Origin of the sequence: Methylotenera sp. (assembly GCF_029946165.1) — a bacterium.
In the GTDB taxonomy this organism is placed as follows: domain Bacteria; phylum Pseudomonadota; class Gammaproteobacteria; order Burkholderiales; family Methylophilaceae; genus Methylotenera.
This window is the reverse complement of the sequence record NZ_JAQSDZ010000011.1, coordinates 1-16,719: the sequence shown is the minus strand read 5'-3', so window position 1 is coordinate 16,719 and position 16,719 is coordinate 1. Positions and strand designations below refer to the sequence as shown.

The window sequence follows — 16,719 nt, the reverse complement described above, 5'->3', positions numbered from 1 at the left end:
TAAGGTTTATTTAGTTAAGCTTTTTTATAGGATCGAGCATGAAGACTACTTTAGCTTTTGATATATATGGCACGCTTGTTGACCCATCAAATATGGCTAGTCATCTCTTGCATGATGTTGGTAATGATGCTGTGGAATTTTCAGAAATGTGGCGCCAAAAGCAGCTTGAATATTGCTTTCGTCGTGGTTTGATGCAACGTTATGCAGACTTTTCTGTTTGCACAGCTGACGCACTCAAAGTTACCTGTCTACATTTCCTGGCTGACATTAGTGCGGAGCGTCAAATGGAGCTGATGCGCCTTTATCAGCATCTGCCGCCATTTGATGATGCATTGCTAGCACTGGAAACACTGCGCAACACATTTCGACTCTTTGCCTTTTCCAACGGAACGGCAGCTCAAGTTGATGCAGTGCTCACTAACGCTGGGCTGCGTGATTATTTTGAGGGCATCGTGAGTGTTGATGAAGTACGGAGCTTTAAGCCTGATCCCGCCGTATATGCTTATGCGAGGCATGCCACGGGGGCTGAGTCATCCCCTCTCTGGCTGGTGTCGGGTAATGCATGGGATATTATAGGCGCACGTAATGCGGGTCTAGAAGCGGCTTGGGTTAGACGGTCTGATAAGAATATCTATGATGCTTGGGGAATAGAGCCAACAATTACGGTGCGATCATTAACTGATTTGATTACCGTTCTGACGAAATAACTGTCTGTATTGGACGCTTCATTTTCTAAAGAAAGGGATGCTCAACATCCCCTTTAAATGGCAGCAAATACTTGGGTTGCGCCACTCTAGCAAGCCAATTGTCATGCCTGTATGACCTGCCATGGGCTGTTCGCGGTAAGTGCCAAATAGCTTATCCCAGCAAACCAGATTGAAGCCGTAATTGCTATTGGTTTCAATCACTTCTACAGAGTGATGCACGCGGTGTACGTCTGGCGTTACGACTATTTTTCGTAAAAACCGGTCAATTAAAGAGGGTAGTGCAACATTGCTATGGTTGAACATGGCCATGGCGTTGAGTACCACTTCGAAAATTAGCACGGCCAGTACAGGTGCACCTAGTAGCGCAATAGCAGCAAATTTTATGACCATGGAAATTAGGATTTCGATGGGATGAAAACGCGCGCCAGTAGTGACGTCAATATCGAGATCAACATGATGCACGCGGTGCAAACGCCAAAACAATGGCACGTGGTGCATCATCACATGTTGCCAGTAAATGATCATATCTAGCAAAATGACGCTAACTGTAATAGCCAGCCATGCAGGTGTTTGCAGCCAATTGAACAGTCCCCAGCCATGTGCTGTTGCGTATATTGCCATGCCAGTAGCGGCAGCAGGGAACATCAGCCGTAAAATGACGCTGTTGAGTATGGTGAGCGCGATGTTGCTGCTCCAGCGCAGGGTTTTTGATACTGAAAGCACACGTTTAGGCGCAAGTACTTCCCACAGCGCCATGAGCGCAAAAATACCAAAGAATGAAATCAAGCGAATAGCAACTTCGTGGGTAATAGGCATGTTGTACAGTTTCTATTTGCGTGATTTACACAGTAGGTTTAGCAAGTTTGCTATATAAATAAAATCGCCAAATATCCAGGTCGCGTAGTGTGTATAAGGTAAAACATGCCGCCAGCATGGGCCAAGCGGCAAAAAACAACAGGTTATTGCTGTTGAACGGGTGCAGATATTGCTGGTAGGCAGATAAGGTTGAAATTCCGTGCAACACCAGTACGGCACCATAGGTTAGCCGTGGCGCGACACCCAATAGAAACCCAATCAGCAGTATGGATTCAGCGATAGCCAGTGCATAGACTACCGTGATGCCAAAACCTGCCAATCCATAGAAATGTTCAAAAACAGCTGCAGCATGCTCGGGCCGTATGAATTTATCTAACGTCCACATCACCATTACAACAAATACGCCAAGGCGAAGTAATAGCAATGCAAGCGCAATACGCGTTGAATCTTTGTTTAAGATGTTCATGGCTTATCCTTTAATGGCGATTTAAGCAGTGATGCCTAGGTGGCCGCTACTTGTCTTCACTAACTCATCTAGCAGGCTATTATCTATTTCGGGTTCTAGATTTTTGAAAACACCTTTACGCGCAGTAGGTGTGCTGTAGACGCGAGCGCCTTCACGTTTAACTTCAGCCTCGCCGCCACATGAGCGGCAGTAAATGTGGTCGCCGTGCTGGTGGTGACGATTGATGACAAGTGTCGGGCCGCACATCGGGCATTGCTGGAGCGGAATGCCAAATTCGCTATGCCCAATAATATGGTCGAGGCGACCTGATTCGCCTAGGCTGACGAGGCTAGAGCCCCATTCAGTGTGGAACTGACTGCCCAAGTTGGTTTGGATGATACCCAGCGCCACATCAGTAGGCATCCCCTTACGATAAGGACGTGTACTCGTCATTGCGTCAAAAGCATCGCATACACCGACGATGCTTGCGTCCAGACTGATTTGTTCCCCGGATAATCCATGAGGATAACCTCGCCCATTAGGCATTTCATGGTGGGAGAGAACAGCAGGGCGCGCGAGGTCAGCCAATGGGTGATCTGACAGCAAGCGGCTACCTACATCGGGATGTGTTTTAATGATGTTGTATTCTTCATCGGTAAGTTTGTCTGGTTTATTCAGAATGGCGTCGGGTACACTGATTTTTCCTAAGTCGTGTAGAAAACCGCCTAGGGCAATGCGTGCAATCTCTGATGTTGGCAGCCCGCCGTTTTCAGCAAGCACACGGCTAAATTGTGATACTCGCCAGAGGTGGCCGCCAGTATAAGGGTCGCGTGCTTCGACCATGGAGGCCATGATATAAAGGCTTTTCAATAAATGTTCAACGTGGTTCATGACTTTCTTTCTTGAGTAATTAAGTCAATTTATTTTCTCAAAAACGCCACTGCGCCACGCAAGGCAGTTTTGGGTTCTAGTATAACCTTAAGTGGCATTTCAGCTAGTAGTGTGGAAAAACGGCCTTTGTTTAAAAAAGAAGTAACAAAGGCTTCTTCATAAAATTTATGCAAAATTTTTGGTGCGATACCTCCACCAATGTATAAGCCTCCAGTAGATAAAGATTTTAATGCAAGATTACCAGCTTCAGCGCCATACGCTGACATGAAAATATCAAGTGCTCGTGTGCTGATTTCGGCTTCATTTTCAAGCGCGCTATGAGCGATGATCGCGCTTGCATCACCTTCCTGCGCCAACAACTCAGCAAGCCACGCAGGCTCTGCCGCGCGTTGGCTTGTTTTAAGAAAATCATAAATATTTTTTAGCCCGGGACCAGATACAACACGCTCCCAGCTTACATGGCCGTAACGTGCGGTAAGGTGGCGCAGCAAGGTAATTTCCTCTTCATTGTGCGGCGCAAAATCAGCATGGCCGCCTTCTGAGGCCGAAACATGATAATCGTTATTGGTGTGGAGCAATATTGCTTCACCCAAGCCAGTACCTGCCGCGATTAAAGCCATGTTCCCATTTCTGACTGGCGTTCCCTCATTGATGGTTGCCAACTGATTAGGTGCAAGTGTGGCAATGCCGTAGGCCGTAGCCTCCAGGTCATTGAGCAGATGCACTTCACTAAAACCAAGAGATGTGGCCAGCGCATTGCTATCAATATGCCAACCTAAATTAGGCATGTCGCAGCGTCCATCGTGTATCGCACCTGCTATGCCAAAGCATGCCGTGTTTGCCGTGAATCCTGTATCTTCATAAAACTGGCGGATGATTTGCTCCAAGCTTGAGAATTCCTTATTTAAATAGGTGTGTTCTGCAATGGGTGAAAAATCACCTGTCACTGTATAAAATGCGATATTGGTTTTGGTGCCACCAACGTCACCGGCAAGCATATATTCATTCACTTTGAGTGGCTCCCCACGTATTTTTTATACGTGATATTGAATTAGTCGAGCAAACGTTATTTTTATTACAGAGTGTTTTTTTGACATGTAATAAATTAGCTAAATAATCGACTAACAAAAATGAAGGCTAAACTTACATCTAAAGCAGATACTGCCGCCACTAGAAATTGGTTGTGGAGAGCGCAGCATTACTTGCGTGAAGTAATCAATAGCTTACTCCGTATAGGAATACTTTTAGTCATACTCATCGGACTTGCAAGTGCCGCACCGATAAAAAATGATTTTGATTTGGCTGGCAGTCTGGTGCCTGAAGATGAAATACTTTCAGGCGGTCCGCCGCGCGATGGCATTCCGTCCATAGATCGCCCAAAGTTTCTATCTGTATCAAAAGCTGATTATATTAAACCGACTGATCGCGTGTTAGGTATATCCCGCAATGGCGTTGTCAAAGCTTATCCGATAGCCATTCTTAATTTTCATGAAATTGTGAATGATCGTTTTGGTGACGAGCCTTTGGTAGTGACTTTTTGCCCGTTGTGCGGCAGCGGCATGGCGTTTTTGACTGATAAGAACAATATGAATCTGCTTTTTGGCGTTTCTGGGCTACTCTATAACAGTGACGTTCTGCTTTATGATCGTCAGACCAATTCACTCTGGTCGCAACTCATGCGGACTGCAATCAGTGGCAAATTGAAAGGACAGCGTCTAACGCAAGTGCCGCTAGATTATACGACGTGGGCAGACTGGAAGCAGCGCTATCCTAATACATTGGTGTTATCGCAAGATACTGGCTTCCGGCGTGATTATAAAACCAACCCTTACGATGACTATTTAACCAGTGAACATATCATGTTCCCGGTAAAGTTTCGTTCGCAGGGTTTTCATCCTAAAGAGTTAGTGATTGGATTGCAAATTGACGGAAAATTCAAGGCATATCCTTTTGCGGAACTTGCCAAGCAAGTGACTAATAAAGATAACGAGATAAGAGATAGTGTTGCAGGAAAATCCATTGTAATCCGTTATAACGCTGAGCATCGAACCGGCACTGTATTTGACACATCAGGTAAGCCACTATCATCAACTACGGTTTTCTGGTTTGCCTGGTTTGGTTTTCACCCCGATACCGCCATTTATCGGTCAAAATAACAATGACGGCAAATAATGCCGACACTAGTAGGGGATAAACCTTGGAGTCGATTGCAAACCAGATTTTTAATCTATTCATACAGTATGGCTATCTTGCTATTTTTGTTGGGGTCATGCTGGATAATGCAGGTTTTCCTGTACCTGGCGAATTGATACTCCTGTTAACGGGCAGCTTGGTGGCTAATGATCAATTTGCGTTTGTACCAGCAGCTATGGTTGCTGCAGTTGGTGCTCTCATCAGTGATAGCGCCTGGTATTTTGCCGGGCGTAAAGGTTCCAGAAACATCATCCAGTTTTATTGCAAAATGAGTTTTGGCTCTGCTGCGTGTCTGGCAAAAACCGAGCATCATCTGACACGCTTTGGCCCAAAATCACTCATCTATGCAAGGTTTATCCCGGGATACAGAACTTTTGCCGCACCTATGGCGGGCATGTCGGGCGTAACCTACCGTCAGTTTGTGCTTTATGATGGCATTGGTGCTTTGCTCTGGGCTGCTTTGGGTGTTGGTATTGGTACCATGTTCGCACAAAAGGTCATGTCTATTATTGGTGTGCTGGAAAACTCCAAAGTCGTTTTACTTTATGTTGCAGGTAGCTTGCTGCTGCTGTTCTTGTTGGTTAAATGGATTGTGCGCAGCCGTCATGGCGCCGCGCTATTAGCGTCTCCAGAAATCATGGCAGAGACTTCCGCCACACGTTTGTCTATTATTATTCCAACTTTAAACGAAGCAGGGCATATTGAGGCCAGTCTGGCCATGCTTCAGCCACTACGCGCTGCGGGGCATGAGATTATAGTGGTAGATGGGGGAAGCGATGATGATACTGCTGTATTAGCCAAACCGCTGGCAGATCATATTATTCTCTCTGAACGTGGCCGTAGCCGGCAGATGAATGCCGGCGCACGGTTGGCAAGTGGAGATGTTCTATTGTTTCTGCACGCTGACACGCAATTACCCGATGTGGCGACGTATCTTATCAGTGGTGGCTTGGCACGCAGCAAAAAATCATGGGGGCGTTTCAATGTGCGATTATCTGGTCGCCAGGCATTGTTACGCGTAGTTGAAATAATGATGAATCTGCGTTCACGTCTTACAGGCATTGCTACTGGCGATCAGGCTATATTTGTTCGCCGGGAGGCATTTTTTTCTGTTGAGGGATTCGCCGACATTCCCTTGATGGAAGATATTGCACTAAGCCGCGCCTTGAAAAACACCTTCGGCAGACCGCTGTGTATTGTGTTACCAGTAATCACGTCTAGCCGCCGTTGGGAACAAAACGGCATCATCCGCACCATTTTATTGATGTGGCAGTTACGGTTGGCTTATTTTTTTGGCACATCTCCACAGCAATTAGCTGATCAGTATTATCCGAAAAAGTCCAAGAGTTAAACTTGCATTGAAATTGATTTGCAGTTCGCCTGGCGGGAGTGTTTCGTATAGGCTTAACCCGCACAACAGGACAATTGCCCCACATCCTTGGTAAAAGTCTGCGCGCAGAGCTTTAACCCCTCAACCATGGTCAGGTAGGGGAACAGTTGGTCGGCGAGGTCGTGTACTGTCATGCTGGCGCGGATGGCGATAGCCGCTGTTTGAATCAACTCTCCCGCCTCGGGCGCCACCGCTTGCACACCCAGTAGCCGCCCGCTACCAGCTTCTGCCACAATCTTGATGAAGCCACGTGTATCGAAATTGGCGAGTGCGCGCGGCACGTTGTCTAGCGTGAGCGTGCGGCTGTCGGTTTCCAACCCTTGCAGGCGTGCTTCGGCTTCGGATAGACCGACGGTAGCCACTTGTGGGTCGGTAAATACTACCGCTGGCATGGCAGTCAGATCAAGCGCTGCATCGCCGCCGGTCATGTTGATGGCAGCACGCGTGCCAGCAGCGGCCGCTACATAGACAAACTGTGGCTGATCGGTACAGTCGCCAGCGGCGTAGATATGCGGGCTGCTCGTGCGCATGGCCTTGTCGAGGACAATGGCGCTCTGCGCATTGACCGCAACGCCCGCCGTTTCCAGTGCCAGGCTGCGCGTATTGGGCGCACGGCCGGTGGCCACCAGCAGTTTGTCGGCGCGCACCTCTCCATGCCCCGTGGTGAGCACGAATTCATCGTTCGTATAAGCGATGTTGATGGCCTGGGTATGTTCCAGCACCTCGATGCCCTCGGCGCGGAACGCGACCGTGACGACCTCACCAATCGCTGGGTCTTCGCGAAAAAACAAGGTGCTGCGCGCCAGAATCGTCACCTTGCTGCCCAGTCGGGCGAAGGCTTGTGCCAGCTCCAGCGCCACCACCGATGAACCTATGACTGCGAGCCGAGGCGGAATCGTTTCACTCACCAGCGCGTCGGTCGAAGTCCAGTACGGTGTCTCTTTGAGGCATGGAATTGGCGGCACGGCCGGACTGGCGCCAGTGGCAATCAGACAGCGGTCAAAAGCCACTTCGCGTTCACCACCTTCGTTTAGTTGCACAACAAGGCGCTGGTCGTCCTTGAACCGTGCCGCGCCGTGTAGCACGGTAATGGCCGGATTGCCATCCAGAATACCTTCATACTTGGCGTGTCGCAGTTCGTCAACACGGGCCTGCTGCTGGGCTAGGAGGGCATGCCTGTCAACCCTCGGCGCACTGGCGCTGATGCCAGCATCGAACGGGCTCTCCCGACGCAGATGGGTGATATGGGCGGCGCGGATCATGATCTTGGATGGCACGCAGCCGATATTGACGCAGGTGCCGCCGATGGTGCCGCACTCAATCAGAGTGACTTTAGCACCCAACTCCACGCTTTTCAGCGCCGCCGCCATCGCTGCACCACCACTGCCGATGATGGCGATATGCAGCAACTCTCCTATATGTGCTTCACTCAATGGAGATTCTGTGTCTCTAGGATGGTAAAATCTAACCATTGTTTACTCCTTGGCAGTTGATAGATAGCCTGCATCCTCAGTCGCCTTTATCAGACTCTGGACGCTGGTCTTGGCGTCATCGAAGGTGATGGTGGCTTGGCGTTTTTCGAAACTCACTCCAGTCTTGCTCACGCCACCAACCTTGGAGAGTGCTTTCTTGACGGTGATTGGGCAGGCGGCACAAGTCATGCCCGGCACGGATAACGTGACGGTTTGCATTGCGGCCCACGCTGGCGTGATGACGGCGGCAAGTGCGAGTGCGGCAAATAGTTTTTTGGCTTGCGCCGAAACTAGTGTATTCATAGTGAACTCCTGATTAGTAAAACAAGGGAAGAACATAGGGAAATCCGAGCGCGACCAGCACCAGTGTAGCCACCACCCAGAAGATGAATTTGTAAGTGGTGCGTACCTGTGGAATAGCGCAAACTTCACCCGGCTTGCAAGCTTGCACTGGCCGGAAGATGCGGCGCCAAGCGAGAAACATCGCCACCAGCGCCACGCCGATAAAGATCGGCCGATATGGTTCCAGCACCGTCAGATTGCCAATCCAGGCTCCGCTGAATCCAAGAGCCACCAGTATTAACGGACCCAGGCAGCAGGTGGAAGCTAGGATGGCGGCCAGCCCGCCAGTGAAGAGGGCGCCGCGCCCATTTTGTGATTCTGACATGTGTTTCTCCTTTCAAATCCATAATCAATAGCGTAAGCTTATCTCCGTAGTTATATACGGAGTCAAGCCATATGGAAAATAATTTGAAAAGCAATCTGGAAAATCTGACCATTGGCACCTTTGCCAAGGCGGCTGGAGTCAACGTGGAAACCATCCGTTTTTATCAGGGCAAGGGCTTGTTGCTGGAGCCAGAAAAGCCTTACGGTGGTATTCGCCGTTATGACGGGTCAGACGTGGCAAGAGTGCTGTTTGTGAAGTCAGCGCAACGCCTAGGTTTTAGTCTGGATGAGATCGCCGATTTACTGCGGCTGGAGGACGGCACGCACTGCGAAGAAGCCAGCCATTTGGCTGAGCATAAGCTTAAGGATGTGCGTGAGAAGCTGGCCGATTTGATGCGCATGGAGACCGCGCTGGCTGAGCTTGTGTGCGCCTGCCACGCAACCAATGGCAAGGTTGCGTGTCCATTAATCAATGCGTTGCAGAGCAATTGAACGCCTTCCAGGTTTTCAGATTGTCTTACGTCGTTCAATAAGCACCAGCGCAATGCCGCCTAGCGTGGCAACTGAAGCTATCACCAGCCTTGGCGTGACTATCTCGTTCAAAAGCATCACGCCACCAATAGCGGCAATGACTGGAACGCTTAGCTGAACAATTGCCGCAGTTGTGGTTTTTAAGCCTTGCAAGGCTGAATACCATATTGCATAGCCTACTCCAGAAGTGACTGCCCCAGATAGCACTGCGAGCGCGAACCCTGTTGTATCTACTTTTGCGTTTGAAGTAAAGATAAAGCTAAGCACTACTGAAAACATAGTAGCAAGCATGAAATTACCCGCAGTAATGCTGACAGGATCTGATGCCCCCTTGCCGCGCAGTGAGTAAATGGCCCAAGCTACACCAGCGGTCAGCATGAGCAATGATTCAACAAGGTGCGGTGCTGCAATGCTAGGAAACAGTAGCCAGACCAAGCCAACTGTTGCAATGATTAGTCCTATATTTTGTCGCATGTGTAAACGCTCGCCTTGCCACAAACCAGAAAGAACCATGGTGAGTTGTACGGATCCAAAAAGCAACAGCGCGCCAGTACCAGTTGGCAGACTCACATAAGCGTAGGAAAATGCTGCCATATAAGTAAACAAAGCTAATGCAGAAGGCCAACTGCCAGCAGCTGCACGGCTCGCCAAATGATTGTCTTTACGTAGCCTGAGTATTATCAATAGCATAAGTGCACCAGAAATAATACGAATTAAAGTAAAACTGGCAGCATTTATCCCTGTTTCTTTTAGTGCCCATCGGCAAAGCAGGGAGTTGCCTGCAAAAGCCATCATGGCAAGTGAAGTGAACAGACCGATTCGTAAATTGTGCATCGTCATCATATATAGGAATTAGTCGTTTGAAGGACGAATTACTTACAGCAGGTATTTTGATGAGTCATTGCGTTGCAGCCAGCACCAGTATGACATTTATTCATATACTTTTCGCCCAGTTCCTTGCGGATGTTGTCGATGGCTTTTCTCATCATCATAGGGAGCATAACTGCTGTGACATGACGCATGAAAAAGCTGCGCCAGTTGAAGTAATGCCGCCATGTCAATGTGCTTCCGCCGTTTACATGTGGTTCAATCAGCATTACGGAAAAGTGATCTTTAGTGGGCATCATTATTTTCGATTTGACATCTACTTTGAAGGCATAGCCATGGGGCGGGTTCCACCAAACAATGGTTTCGTCCAAACCACCCATCCCGTGCAAAGCGCAATGCCGAACAGAACCGACCCCGCATTCCCCGCCGCTATTATTGTGGTGTTCCATGGACACAGCCTTCATGAGCGGCACCTAGTTGGCTACTGCGTGATGGTCAGAGATCGTGTCGAATAGCACTTGCGGTGTCACGCTGAAATGTTTCTTTAATTCCAGGCGTAACGGTGACTGCGTATATTTTGTGATGCTGAATTCTGTCGAATCAGTCATAAAATACTCCCTAGAAAATGTTGTTATAAAACGCCACTTTCCGTTGATGAAATGGAAAGTGGCGTGCTTAGTCGTTTAAGCTACGCAGTGCACTCTTTGGTTGCGCAGGCAGATTTTTCGCAGGCTGGTTGCCATGCGCGCCCCTTGAAAATTTCATCCAAAGGTGTGTCAAACAGGTGGTTTGCATAGTTGCTTAGAACCTTCACGCTGATGGCCTGTACAATATTCAGAATGTGTACTTCGCTGTAGCCCGCGCTTAAGAATGCGGCGACTGAGCCTTGGCAAGGGTGGCCGCGCGAGTTGAGCAGTGTTTTGGTAAATTCGCTCAGAGCTTGCAATTTGGTATCAGGTATCGTGCTTCCATCACGGATGGCATTGGTTACTTCAGCTGGCACCTTGGTCATCGCATCGCCAACAAAGCTGTGCGCTGCAACGCAGTAATGGCAACCATTCTCGCGACTGATGGTTAGAAATACCACTTCTTGTTCTACTGGTGAAAAGCTGGATTCCTGACGAAACAACGCATAGGTGTAGAGGTAGCTGTCCAGCAGGATTGGAGAATTGGCCATGTATGCGTACATGTTCGGGATGAAGCCCAAGGACTTTTGTGCGCCTTCCAGACCCGTTTTGGCGCGAGGCTCTGCATCATTGATGCTACGTGATGTAAGTGTGAGTTTGTAATTGGATGACATGATTTTTCCTTTATAAATTTAGCTGGTTTTGACGTAATCTGGTTGTGCAGCGTCTCAGGATTAAGCAGTTGCCATTTTCTGCAAAGCTTCGGTGGTGACTGGTTGTCCAGCCACACCCCAGGCGCCAGATGGTATATCTTCAATGATGACCCATGTTACGGGTCGCAGGCCTTCGCCTTCCACCGAGACGACCGCATCGGTGACGCGGCGGATGAGTTCCTGCTTCTGTTCGATATTCAGAAATCCAGAAACCCCTTTTATTTGTACTAGTGGCATTTATTTACTCCTTATGTGGTTTTGGTAGTTCATCTGACCATTGCTAAAAATTATAAGTGCAGCAGTTAGGTGTAAGTTGAATGATATAGAGATATATATGGATATAAAATGATAAATAGTGCAATATTTATGTTTAATCGTTTTTAATTTAAAATTATGGATGCACTAACTGACATATTGAACTCTATGAGAATGCGTGGCGGTGTATTTTTTCGCTGTGAGTTTTCCGCCCCTTGGGGAATGGATATTGGCCAGACGCCTGTTGCCGAGTTTCATGTGATTGTTCGAGGTAATTGCTGGCTTAAAATGGCTGGAGAAGCAGAACCTATTCATCTGCAAGGTGGAGATTTGCTGGTTTTTCCACATGGGCATGCACACGAACTTTTAGATTCACCTGGTACCATTCCATCGACTGCACAAGAGATTGTTGGTAGCAAAAAAATAGAACACTATGGACCTGTTACTTTTGGTAAAGGCGGTATGCCAGCGACAATTCTCTGTGGTTACTTTCAGTTTGATGAACATACCCAACATCCGCTGTTGGATGCGCTGCCAGCATATATTCATATCCATGGTACGGATGTCACGGAATTTTCATGGCTGCAATCCACCATTAACTTCATTGGTTACGAAACCAGAAGCGAGCGTCCTGGTAATGAGGCTGTCGTTAATCGACTGGTCGAAGTGCTGTTTATTCAGATTATGCGCGCTTACACAACACAATCAGCAACTCAAACGGGCATACTAGGAGCTATTGCCGATTCCAAAATCGGTTTAGCTATAAATGCAATGCATCAACACCCTGAGCAGAGTTGGACTGTAGACAAACTGGCAAAAGTTGCAGGTATGTCACGTTCTGCTTTTGCAGTGCGATTTCATGAACTGGCTGGGCGAACGCCTATTCAGTATCTAACCTCTTGGCGTATGAGTAAAGCAAAAGAGATGCTTTGTTCATATGCCACAAATATGACAGTAATCGCAGAGTTAACGGGTTATAAATCAGAAGCGGCCTTTAGCAAAGCTTTTAAAAAATCATCCGGATTAAGCCCTGGAGCGTTTCGGCGCAAAAAATTATTATAACCAGAAGGAATTTTGTTATCTGGGGTCGACGCACGAATCGGAATATAAACCATGTTAAGGATTTTGAAGTGTTCTCAACGGCCTGAATTTACCCTGTTGTATGATTTTTCTTTGTTCCAAAATGTAATCTCCTGTTAGATTTATATGCCACCAGCCTAGTGGTGAAAGATATTGATGCCAATCTTCATCTGAATTCACGTTGCCCTTCTCCAAAGCTTAGGTGGCTCTCTCTAAATAAACTGTATTCCATAAAATAATAGCTGCCATTACAAGCGCTAACCCGCTGGTACGGTAACGCTGTTGTTCATAACTATGACCAGTGTAACTATTTAAGTAATAACACCACCACTGTAGCGGATACCATTCTTGACCGTATCATCAGTGGTTCTCTGCGCATAAATCTGAAAGTTAACTCCATGCGATAGGAGCCCTATAGCATCAGGAGTAATCAAGCTACATGACTTAGAATAGTGTGCTTTTTTATTGATTAATGGGCGGAAATTTAAAATTGCTATTGCTACTCATATACAGTTCGGTATACAGTAATCGATAGTGATTAAAAATTTAAGGGGATATCTCTATGAAAAGTTTAATTTTGAAAGTGTTTTTTAGTATTGGGTTGATTTTATTAGTCAACACCTCGGCTGTTGCTGAGCCAACTGCCAAAATTATGGTTTTGGATTTTCAACTTCAAGACCTTACTGATTTACCAAATGCCCCAGAAGAAATAGCTAGAGTTGCCTACCTATCAACAATATTTAAACAAAAGCTTTCCGATAATGGTGTGGAGATTGTGCCCGTAAATGACAAGATTAAAGATGAGATTTCAAAAAATTCAGCTACCTACCTATTCGACCATACCGATGTTGCAGTAGAGATGGCAAAGGATAGTGGTGCAGATTATATTATTATTGGTGTGGCTATGAAGCCGACCTACTTATTCGTTTATCCAAGACTTTTATTGGTTGATATTAAGACGAAACAGAAGGCGTTTACGACTTATGTTCAATTAGAAGGCTCTTGGACAGAGAAAAATACAACAGCACATAGTGGAGCAATGCTTGCAAAAAAAGTAAGCGACCAGTTAAGAGAAATGACTAAGTACTAAAATAATGTACAAGGTGGGTATTTGTAGCTAACCCATGAACCTTGAGTAAAGAAGCGAGGTACTGTTACTGCGCTTTCGCCTGCAATCGCGGCTAAAATTCTAGGAAGCTCCTCTCTTAAAATTTGTCTGATAAGCAACTTTGCATCATTCATCGTAGTTTTTTGATTGGGGAGAAATTCCAAGTTCGATAGCAAGCACTCGTCCGTACTTGTATAAAATAGCTGGCTTAAATTAAGCATTTTAACTTTACCTTTCAGAGTTGCTTACGCTTTTTGTTGAAGCGTAAAGCCTTGCATAGGAATAATGCGTTGAATCACCATCTTCTAACGAACTAAAACCTAGTGTTGCAACGAGATGTCAATCAATATATAGTAAGTATACTGATGTAGCATCACTAAATGTTGTATTATTTTTCTTTATTATGAATTTTAAGAGCGTTTTACTGATTACCACTTCAATCGATGGTTTTCTTCAGTATCTTGGTGCCTCTTATCATCCTCTGAGTGCAAATAGTTATTTGTGGTGGTAAGTGACTCATGCCCTAAATTATCCCGCACATGTCTAATGTCCATATTTGACGAGGTCATATTAGAACCGGCAGTATGTCTCATCCAGTGAGCTGAAGCAGCCTCAAGCCTTGCTACTTGAGCTGTCGATTCATCTCCACGATCAATTAAACGTTTAGCTGTATTTTTAAACACTTGCTTTAATATCAAATGGATTGCACTTCTGGTCATTCCACGTAGCTTACCTCCTATAGGTAATAACAGTGGCGTTGGTTCTCCTTCAATTGGAGTCAAACTTAATCCCATTTCTCTACGATAACGCCCAAGCTCAAGCATGAGTTCATTAGTGGCTGGGATGATTCTTGTTTTATCACCCTTACCAGTAATTTCTAACCACCATCTAGATTCACTGCTTTTGTCTTTTCTACAAAAAAAACCGCCCATAGTGTTTTGAGTCACTTCTGAAGCACGAATGCCTGAAATGTATAGCAAAGAAAATAGCCAGCGTATGCGGTAGTAATGTTCACGCTCACGATTCGTTTCTCTAGGCATACTTTCAATGGTAAGTTTTACTTCATTCCACAGATCTTCATCTAGAAAACGTGTAATACGAGGCTTGGCTTTTCTTTGCCGGTTTCTTGATAGGGAAAGTGGGTTCCCAGCTAAGTATCCTGCATTCACAAGCCAAGAAAACATACCATTGAGTATCACGATGGCCTGGCGTTGGCTGGTAGGGAAGAGGGGGCCTGCAAATGGGCGCCATATAGGGTTATCACGTGATACCTTACGTTGTGTCATGATCCATCTTTCTGCAGGCTGGGGATCTACCAGAAAGCGTTGATAGACTAAAAAGTCTTCATGCGTTAATGAGGATAATGGCTTGCCTAATTCAGCCACTGACCACAGCAGTAGCCGTTCTGCCTCTTTGCGGTAGCTATCGAAGGTAGTTTTGGTATCACTATATCTAGCTAGCCAAACCCGGATAGCATCAATGTCTGTATTAGCGGTTATTTGAGGGCGATTACCGATCGAACGGTTGATTCCGTTGCTACCATCCAATGCAGGTGAAAGTTGCACATTTTCAATGGTGGCAATCGTGGGCAACACACTTAATTTGCTGTAGTTTTGCAATTTTAAGGTCTCAATACTTTTAAAAATGAATATTCGGATATTATTTGACATTAGAGTAATAATGTCAAAAGTTAATCATAAATAATTGTATTTACAACATAATACGTTGTAGTATTAGTTAATAAATTATTGAGACTTCATCATGAGTAACGAATTTATCAATGAGCAACAGTTGCAAGCGCAAATAAATGAACTGAAAGCCCAGTTTTCTGATACTCAAGATATTTACAGAGAAGCATGCGTATTGTTGTTCTTCAGGTATGGTGTAACGCCAACGGCAAACAAGTTATATCAGTATGTACGCAAAGGGAGCATGTCAGCTCCAGCAGAGGCACTCAATAAATTCTGGAGGGAATTACGAGATAAAAGCCGAGTACGAATCGATCGTACAGACATACCTGAAAATATAGGATTAGCGGCTGGTGAGTTTGTAGCTAGGTTATGGGTTGATGCCCAAAAAGCTGCCCAGGATGGATTTTCAGAGTTAATTAATAACGCCACAGCTGAGATATTGAAATTTAAGTTAGAAGCTGAAATATCTAGAAAAAACTTAGAAAATATAAAGTATCAATTAAGTGAAACGAAAGTTAGCTTAGAAATTGCCCTAAATCGTCTCTCTGAGACCGATTATTTATTACGGTCTAATACTGATACCTTAGCCAGTAAAGAAAAAGCGCTTAAATCGCTTAAAAATGAGAAAAATGATTATCGTAAGCAAATTGAAGTCTTGAAATCTTCTTTTAGTAAAGATTTAGCTGTAATTAACGCATCTCTACAAAAAACTGAATTCAGGTACGAATCCCTGGAACGCAGATCATTAATAGAAATAGATCAGACAAGACAGTTAATTAAAAAGTTAGAAAAGGAACTTCAGAATTCACGTAAATCCAATTTTAGTTTAGAGCATGCTCACAAAAAGGAGTTAGCTAAAATTCAAAACACCATCAATGATTTGCGTGAAACAAATGGTCTTACTAAAGGTAAATTGGTAGAAGTGGAGAAGCAGCTAATGAATACTCGAAAAAAACTGGTAGTTACACCACGTATGAATAAAACATCCGGACATATTAAGAGCGAGACTTTAACGAACGAACGTCTAACAAAATAAAGATAGAGACAAGAGTTCTTACAACATAAATGCAATTAGACTAATATACAAGTTTTTGTGAATAATTAACCTTAATTTAGTTCCACGGACTTCTCTAATGGAAAGTTAGCAATACTAGAAAGACAACTGAATAGCGTCCATAGAAAACTTTTAGTTACGATTCTTAATTCTAAAGCAAGCACTGGAAGTAAAAAAGAATAGGCGACTAATTTTAAATTGAGCCTGTAAATAATTCTGTGTAAATGCAGTTTGAGTGCATTAATTCAAGGGT

At 45.5% G+C, this 16,719-nt stretch carries 20 protein-coding genes and 1 pseudogene; 7 read left to right on the top strand and 14 right to left on the bottom strand.

All coding sequences use genetic code 11. The features are described from left to right. Positions 1-38: 38 nt before the first annotated feature. The gene (locus PSV17_RS07610; protein WP_300481197.1) at positions 39-707 is read left to right on the top strand and encodes a haloacid dehalogenase type II; all 669 of its coding nucleotides are present in this window, start codon (positions 39-41) and stop codon (positions 705-707) included. Positions 708-725: 18 nt separating this feature from the next. Here PSV17_RS07610 and PSV17_RS07605 read toward each other — a convergent pair whose 3' ends face one another. From PSV17_RS07605 to glk, 4 genes are read right to left on the bottom strand one after another with little or no spacing between them, the layout of a single operon-like run. After that, on the bottom strand, positions 726-1,523 hold the full coding sequence (locus tag PSV17_RS07605) for a sterol desaturase family protein (RefSeq protein ID WP_300481196.1): 798 nt from the start codon (positions 1,521-1,523) through the stop codon (positions 726-728). A gap of 25 nt (positions 1,524-1,548) precedes the next feature. Continuing rightward, entirely contained in the window at positions 1,549-1,989 is a 441-nt protein-coding gene (locus tag PSV17_RS07600; RefSeq protein ID WP_300481193.1) for a hypothetical protein, read from the bottom strand. A 21-nt stretch (positions 1,990-2,010) separates the two neighbouring features. After that, complete coding sequence (locus tag PSV17_RS07595) at positions 2,011-2,859, bottom strand: HD-GYP domain-containing protein (RefSeq protein ID WP_300481191.1); 849 nt, start codon at positions 2,857-2,859, stop codon at positions 2,011-2,013. 29 nt (positions 2,860-2,888) lie between these two features. Next, on the bottom strand, positions 2,889-3,869 hold the full coding sequence (glk, locus tag PSV17_RS07590; RefSeq protein WP_300481189.1) for a glucokinase: 981 nt from the start codon (positions 3,867-3,869) through the stop codon (positions 2,889-2,891). Positions 3,870-3,989: 120 nt separating this feature from the next. On the opposite strand from glk, the gene PSV17_RS07585 reads away from it, so the two are divergent. Together PSV17_RS07585 and PSV17_RS07580 are read left to right on the top strand one after the other, a co-directional pair. After that, positions 3,990-5,015, top strand: a complete 1,026-nt coding sequence (locus PSV17_RS07585; protein ID WP_300481187.1) for a DUF3179 domain-containing protein — start codon at positions 3,990-3,992, stop codon at positions 5,013-5,015. Positions 5,016-5,056: 41 nt separating this feature from the next. Then, positions 5,057-6,403 (top strand): TIGR04283 family arsenosugar biosynthesis glycosyltransferase, encoded by a 1,347-nt coding sequence (locus tag PSV17_RS07580; RefSeq protein WP_300481184.1) that lies wholly within the window; start codon positions 5,057-5,059, stop codon positions 6,401-6,403. A gap of 53 nt (positions 6,404-6,456) precedes the next feature. Here the strand turns inward: PSV17_RS07580 and merA are convergent, their stop codons facing one another. Genes merA through merT form a run of 3 tightly spaced genes read right to left on the bottom strand, consistent with a single transcriptional unit; the run spans position 6,457 to position 8,581 of the window. Beyond that, positions 6,457-7,875 (bottom strand): mercury(II) reductase, encoded by a 1,419-nt coding sequence (gene merA, locus PSV17_RS07575; protein WP_300481183.1) that lies wholly within the window; start codon positions 7,873-7,875, stop codon positions 6,457-6,459. 42 nt (positions 7,876-7,917) lie between these two features. Continuing rightward, positions 7,918-8,217, bottom strand: coding sequence for a mercury resistance system periplasmic binding protein MerP (merP, locus tag PSV17_RS07570; RefSeq protein WP_300481180.1), 300 nt, complete (start codon positions 8,215-8,217; stop codon positions 7,918-7,920). 13 nt (positions 8,218-8,230) lie between these two features. Next, positions 8,231-8,581 (bottom strand): mercuric ion transporter MerT, encoded by a 351-nt coding sequence (merT, locus tag PSV17_RS07565; RefSeq protein WP_300481177.1) that lies wholly within the window; start codon positions 8,579-8,581, stop codon positions 8,231-8,233. A gap of 83 nt (positions 8,582-8,664) precedes the next feature. On the opposite strand from merT, the gene merR reads away from it, so the two are divergent. Beyond that, entirely contained in the window at positions 8,665-9,072 is a 408-nt protein-coding gene (merR, locus tag PSV17_RS07560; RefSeq protein ID WP_300481533.1) for an Hg(II)-responsive transcriptional regulator, read from the top strand. 15 nt (positions 9,073-9,087) lie between these two features. Here merR and PSV17_RS07555 read toward each other — a convergent pair whose 3' ends face one another. The 5 genes from PSV17_RS07555 to PSV17_RS07535 all read right to left on the bottom strand — a co-directional run bounded on the left by PSV17_RS07555 (position 9,088) and on the right by PSV17_RS07535 (position 11,515). After that, positions 9,088-9,945 (bottom strand): DMT family transporter, encoded by an 858-nt coding sequence (locus PSV17_RS07555; RefSeq protein ID WP_300481175.1) that lies wholly within the window; start codon positions 9,943-9,945, stop codon positions 9,088-9,090. A 38-nt stretch (positions 9,946-9,983) separates the two neighbouring features. Beyond that, complete coding sequence (locus PSV17_RS07550) at positions 9,984-10,388, bottom strand: SRPBCC family protein (protein ID WP_300481172.1); 405 nt, start codon at positions 10,386-10,388, stop codon at positions 9,984-9,986. A 24-nt stretch (positions 10,389-10,412) separates the two neighbouring features. After that, positions 10,413-10,547: a hypothetical protein gene (locus PSV17_RS07545; protein WP_300481171.1), complete on the bottom strand. Its 135-nt coding sequence runs from the start codon at positions 10,545-10,547 to the stop codon at positions 10,413-10,415. Positions 10,548-10,627: 80 nt separating this feature from the next. Beyond that, positions 10,628-11,239 carry a carboxymuconolactone decarboxylase family protein gene (locus PSV17_RS07540; protein ID WP_300481170.1) on the bottom strand — a complete coding sequence of 204 codons (612 nt, stop codon included), beginning with the start codon at positions 11,237-11,239 and terminating at the stop codon, positions 10,628-10,630. Positions 11,240-11,299: 60 nt separating this feature from the next. Further along, on the bottom strand, positions 11,300-11,515 hold the full coding sequence (locus PSV17_RS07535) for a 4-oxalocrotonate tautomerase family protein (RefSeq protein ID WP_300481168.1): 216 nt from the start codon (positions 11,513-11,515) through the stop codon (positions 11,300-11,302). A 156-nt stretch (positions 11,516-11,671) separates the two neighbouring features. Between PSV17_RS07535 and PSV17_RS07530 the strand changes: the two genes are divergently transcribed. After that, the gene (locus PSV17_RS07530) at positions 11,672-12,595 is read left to right on the top strand and encodes an AraC family transcriptional regulator (RefSeq protein ID WP_300481166.1); all 924 of its coding nucleotides are present in this window, start codon (positions 11,672-11,674) and stop codon (positions 12,593-12,595) included. Between the two features lie 54 nt (positions 12,596-12,649). Here PSV17_RS07530 and PSV17_RS07525 read toward each other — a convergent pair. After that, positions 12,650-12,907, bottom strand: a pseudogene (locus PSV17_RS07525) (Tn3 family transposase); the annotation flags it as partial. A gap of 268 nt (positions 12,908-13,175) precedes the next feature. On the opposite strand from PSV17_RS07525, the gene PSV17_RS07520 reads away from it, so the two are divergent. Further along, positions 13,176-13,703 carry a DUF2380 domain-containing protein gene (locus tag PSV17_RS07520; RefSeq protein WP_300481163.1) on the top strand — a complete coding sequence of 176 codons (528 nt, stop codon included), beginning with the start codon at positions 13,176-13,178 and terminating at the stop codon, positions 13,701-13,703. A gap of 446 nt (positions 13,704-14,149) precedes the next feature. Here PSV17_RS07520 and PSV17_RS07515 read toward each other — a convergent pair whose 3' ends face one another. Next, a complete protein-coding gene (locus PSV17_RS07515; protein ID WP_300481161.1) occupies positions 14,150-15,340 on the bottom strand; it encodes a tyrosine-type recombinase/integrase in 1,191 nt (396 codons plus the stop codon). Positions 15,341-15,482: 142 nt separating this feature from the next. On the opposite strand from PSV17_RS07515, the gene PSV17_RS07510 reads away from it, so the two are divergent. Next, positions 15,483-16,448 (top strand): DNA-binding protein, encoded by a 966-nt coding sequence (locus PSV17_RS07510; protein WP_300481159.1) that lies wholly within the window; start codon positions 15,483-15,485, stop codon positions 16,446-16,448. The last annotated feature ends 271 nt before the right edge of the window (positions 16,449-16,719 follow it).

Bases quoted from the DNA above. Each gene is read 5' to 3' on its own strand.
- PSV17_RS07610 (WP_300481197.1), top strand. From the start codon at position 39: ATGAAGACTACTTTAGCTTTTGATATATATGGCACGCTTGTTGACCCA.
- PSV17_RS07605 (WP_300481196.1), bottom strand. From the start codon at position 1,523: ATGCCTATTACCCACGAAGTTGCTATTCGCTTGATTTCATTCTTTGGT.
- PSV17_RS07600 (WP_300481193.1), bottom strand. From the start codon at position 1,989: ATGAACATCTTAAACAAAGATTCAACGCGTATTGCGCTTGCATTGCTA.
- PSV17_RS07595 (WP_300481191.1), bottom strand. From the start codon at position 2,859: ATGAACCACGTTGAACATTTATTGAAAAGCCTTTATATCATGGCCTCC.
- PSV17_RS07585 (WP_300481187.1), top strand. From the start codon at position 3,990: ATGAAGGCTAAACTTACATCTAAAGCAGATACTGCCGCCACTAGAAAT.
- merP (WP_300481180.1), bottom strand. From the start codon at position 8,217: ATGAATACACTAGTTTCGGCGCAAGCCAAAAAACTATTTGCCGCACTC.
- merT (WP_300481177.1), bottom strand. From the start codon at position 8,581: ATGTCAGAATCACAAAATGGGCGCGGCGCCCTCTTCACTGGCGGGCTG.
- PSV17_RS07555 (WP_300481175.1), bottom strand. From the start codon at position 9,945: ATGCACAATTTACGAATCGGTCTGTTCACTTCACTTGCCATGATGGCT.
- PSV17_RS07550 (WP_300481172.1), bottom strand. From the start codon at position 10,388: ATGGAACACCACAATAATAGCGGCGGGGAATGCGGGGTCGGTTCTGTT.
- PSV17_RS07545 (WP_300481171.1), bottom strand. From the start codon at position 10,547: ATGACTGATTCGACAGAATTCAGCATCACAAAATATACGCAGTCACCG.
- PSV17_RS07540 (WP_300481170.1), bottom strand. From the start codon at position 11,239: ATGTCATCCAATTACAAACTCACACTTACATCACGTAGCATCAATGAT.
- PSV17_RS07535 (WP_300481168.1), bottom strand. From the start codon at position 11,515: ATGCCACTAGTACAAATAAAAGGGGTTTCTGGATTTCTGAATATCGAA.
- PSV17_RS07530 (WP_300481166.1), top strand. From the start codon at position 11,672: ATGGATGCACTAACTGACATATTGAACTCTATGAGAATGCGTGGCGGT.
- PSV17_RS07520 (WP_300481163.1), top strand. From the start codon at position 13,176: ATGAAAAGTTTAATTTTGAAAGTGTTTTTTAGTATTGGGTTGATTTTA.
- PSV17_RS07510 (WP_300481159.1), top strand. From the start codon at position 15,483: ATGAGTAACGAATTTATCAATGAGCAACAGTTGCAAGCGCAAATAAAT.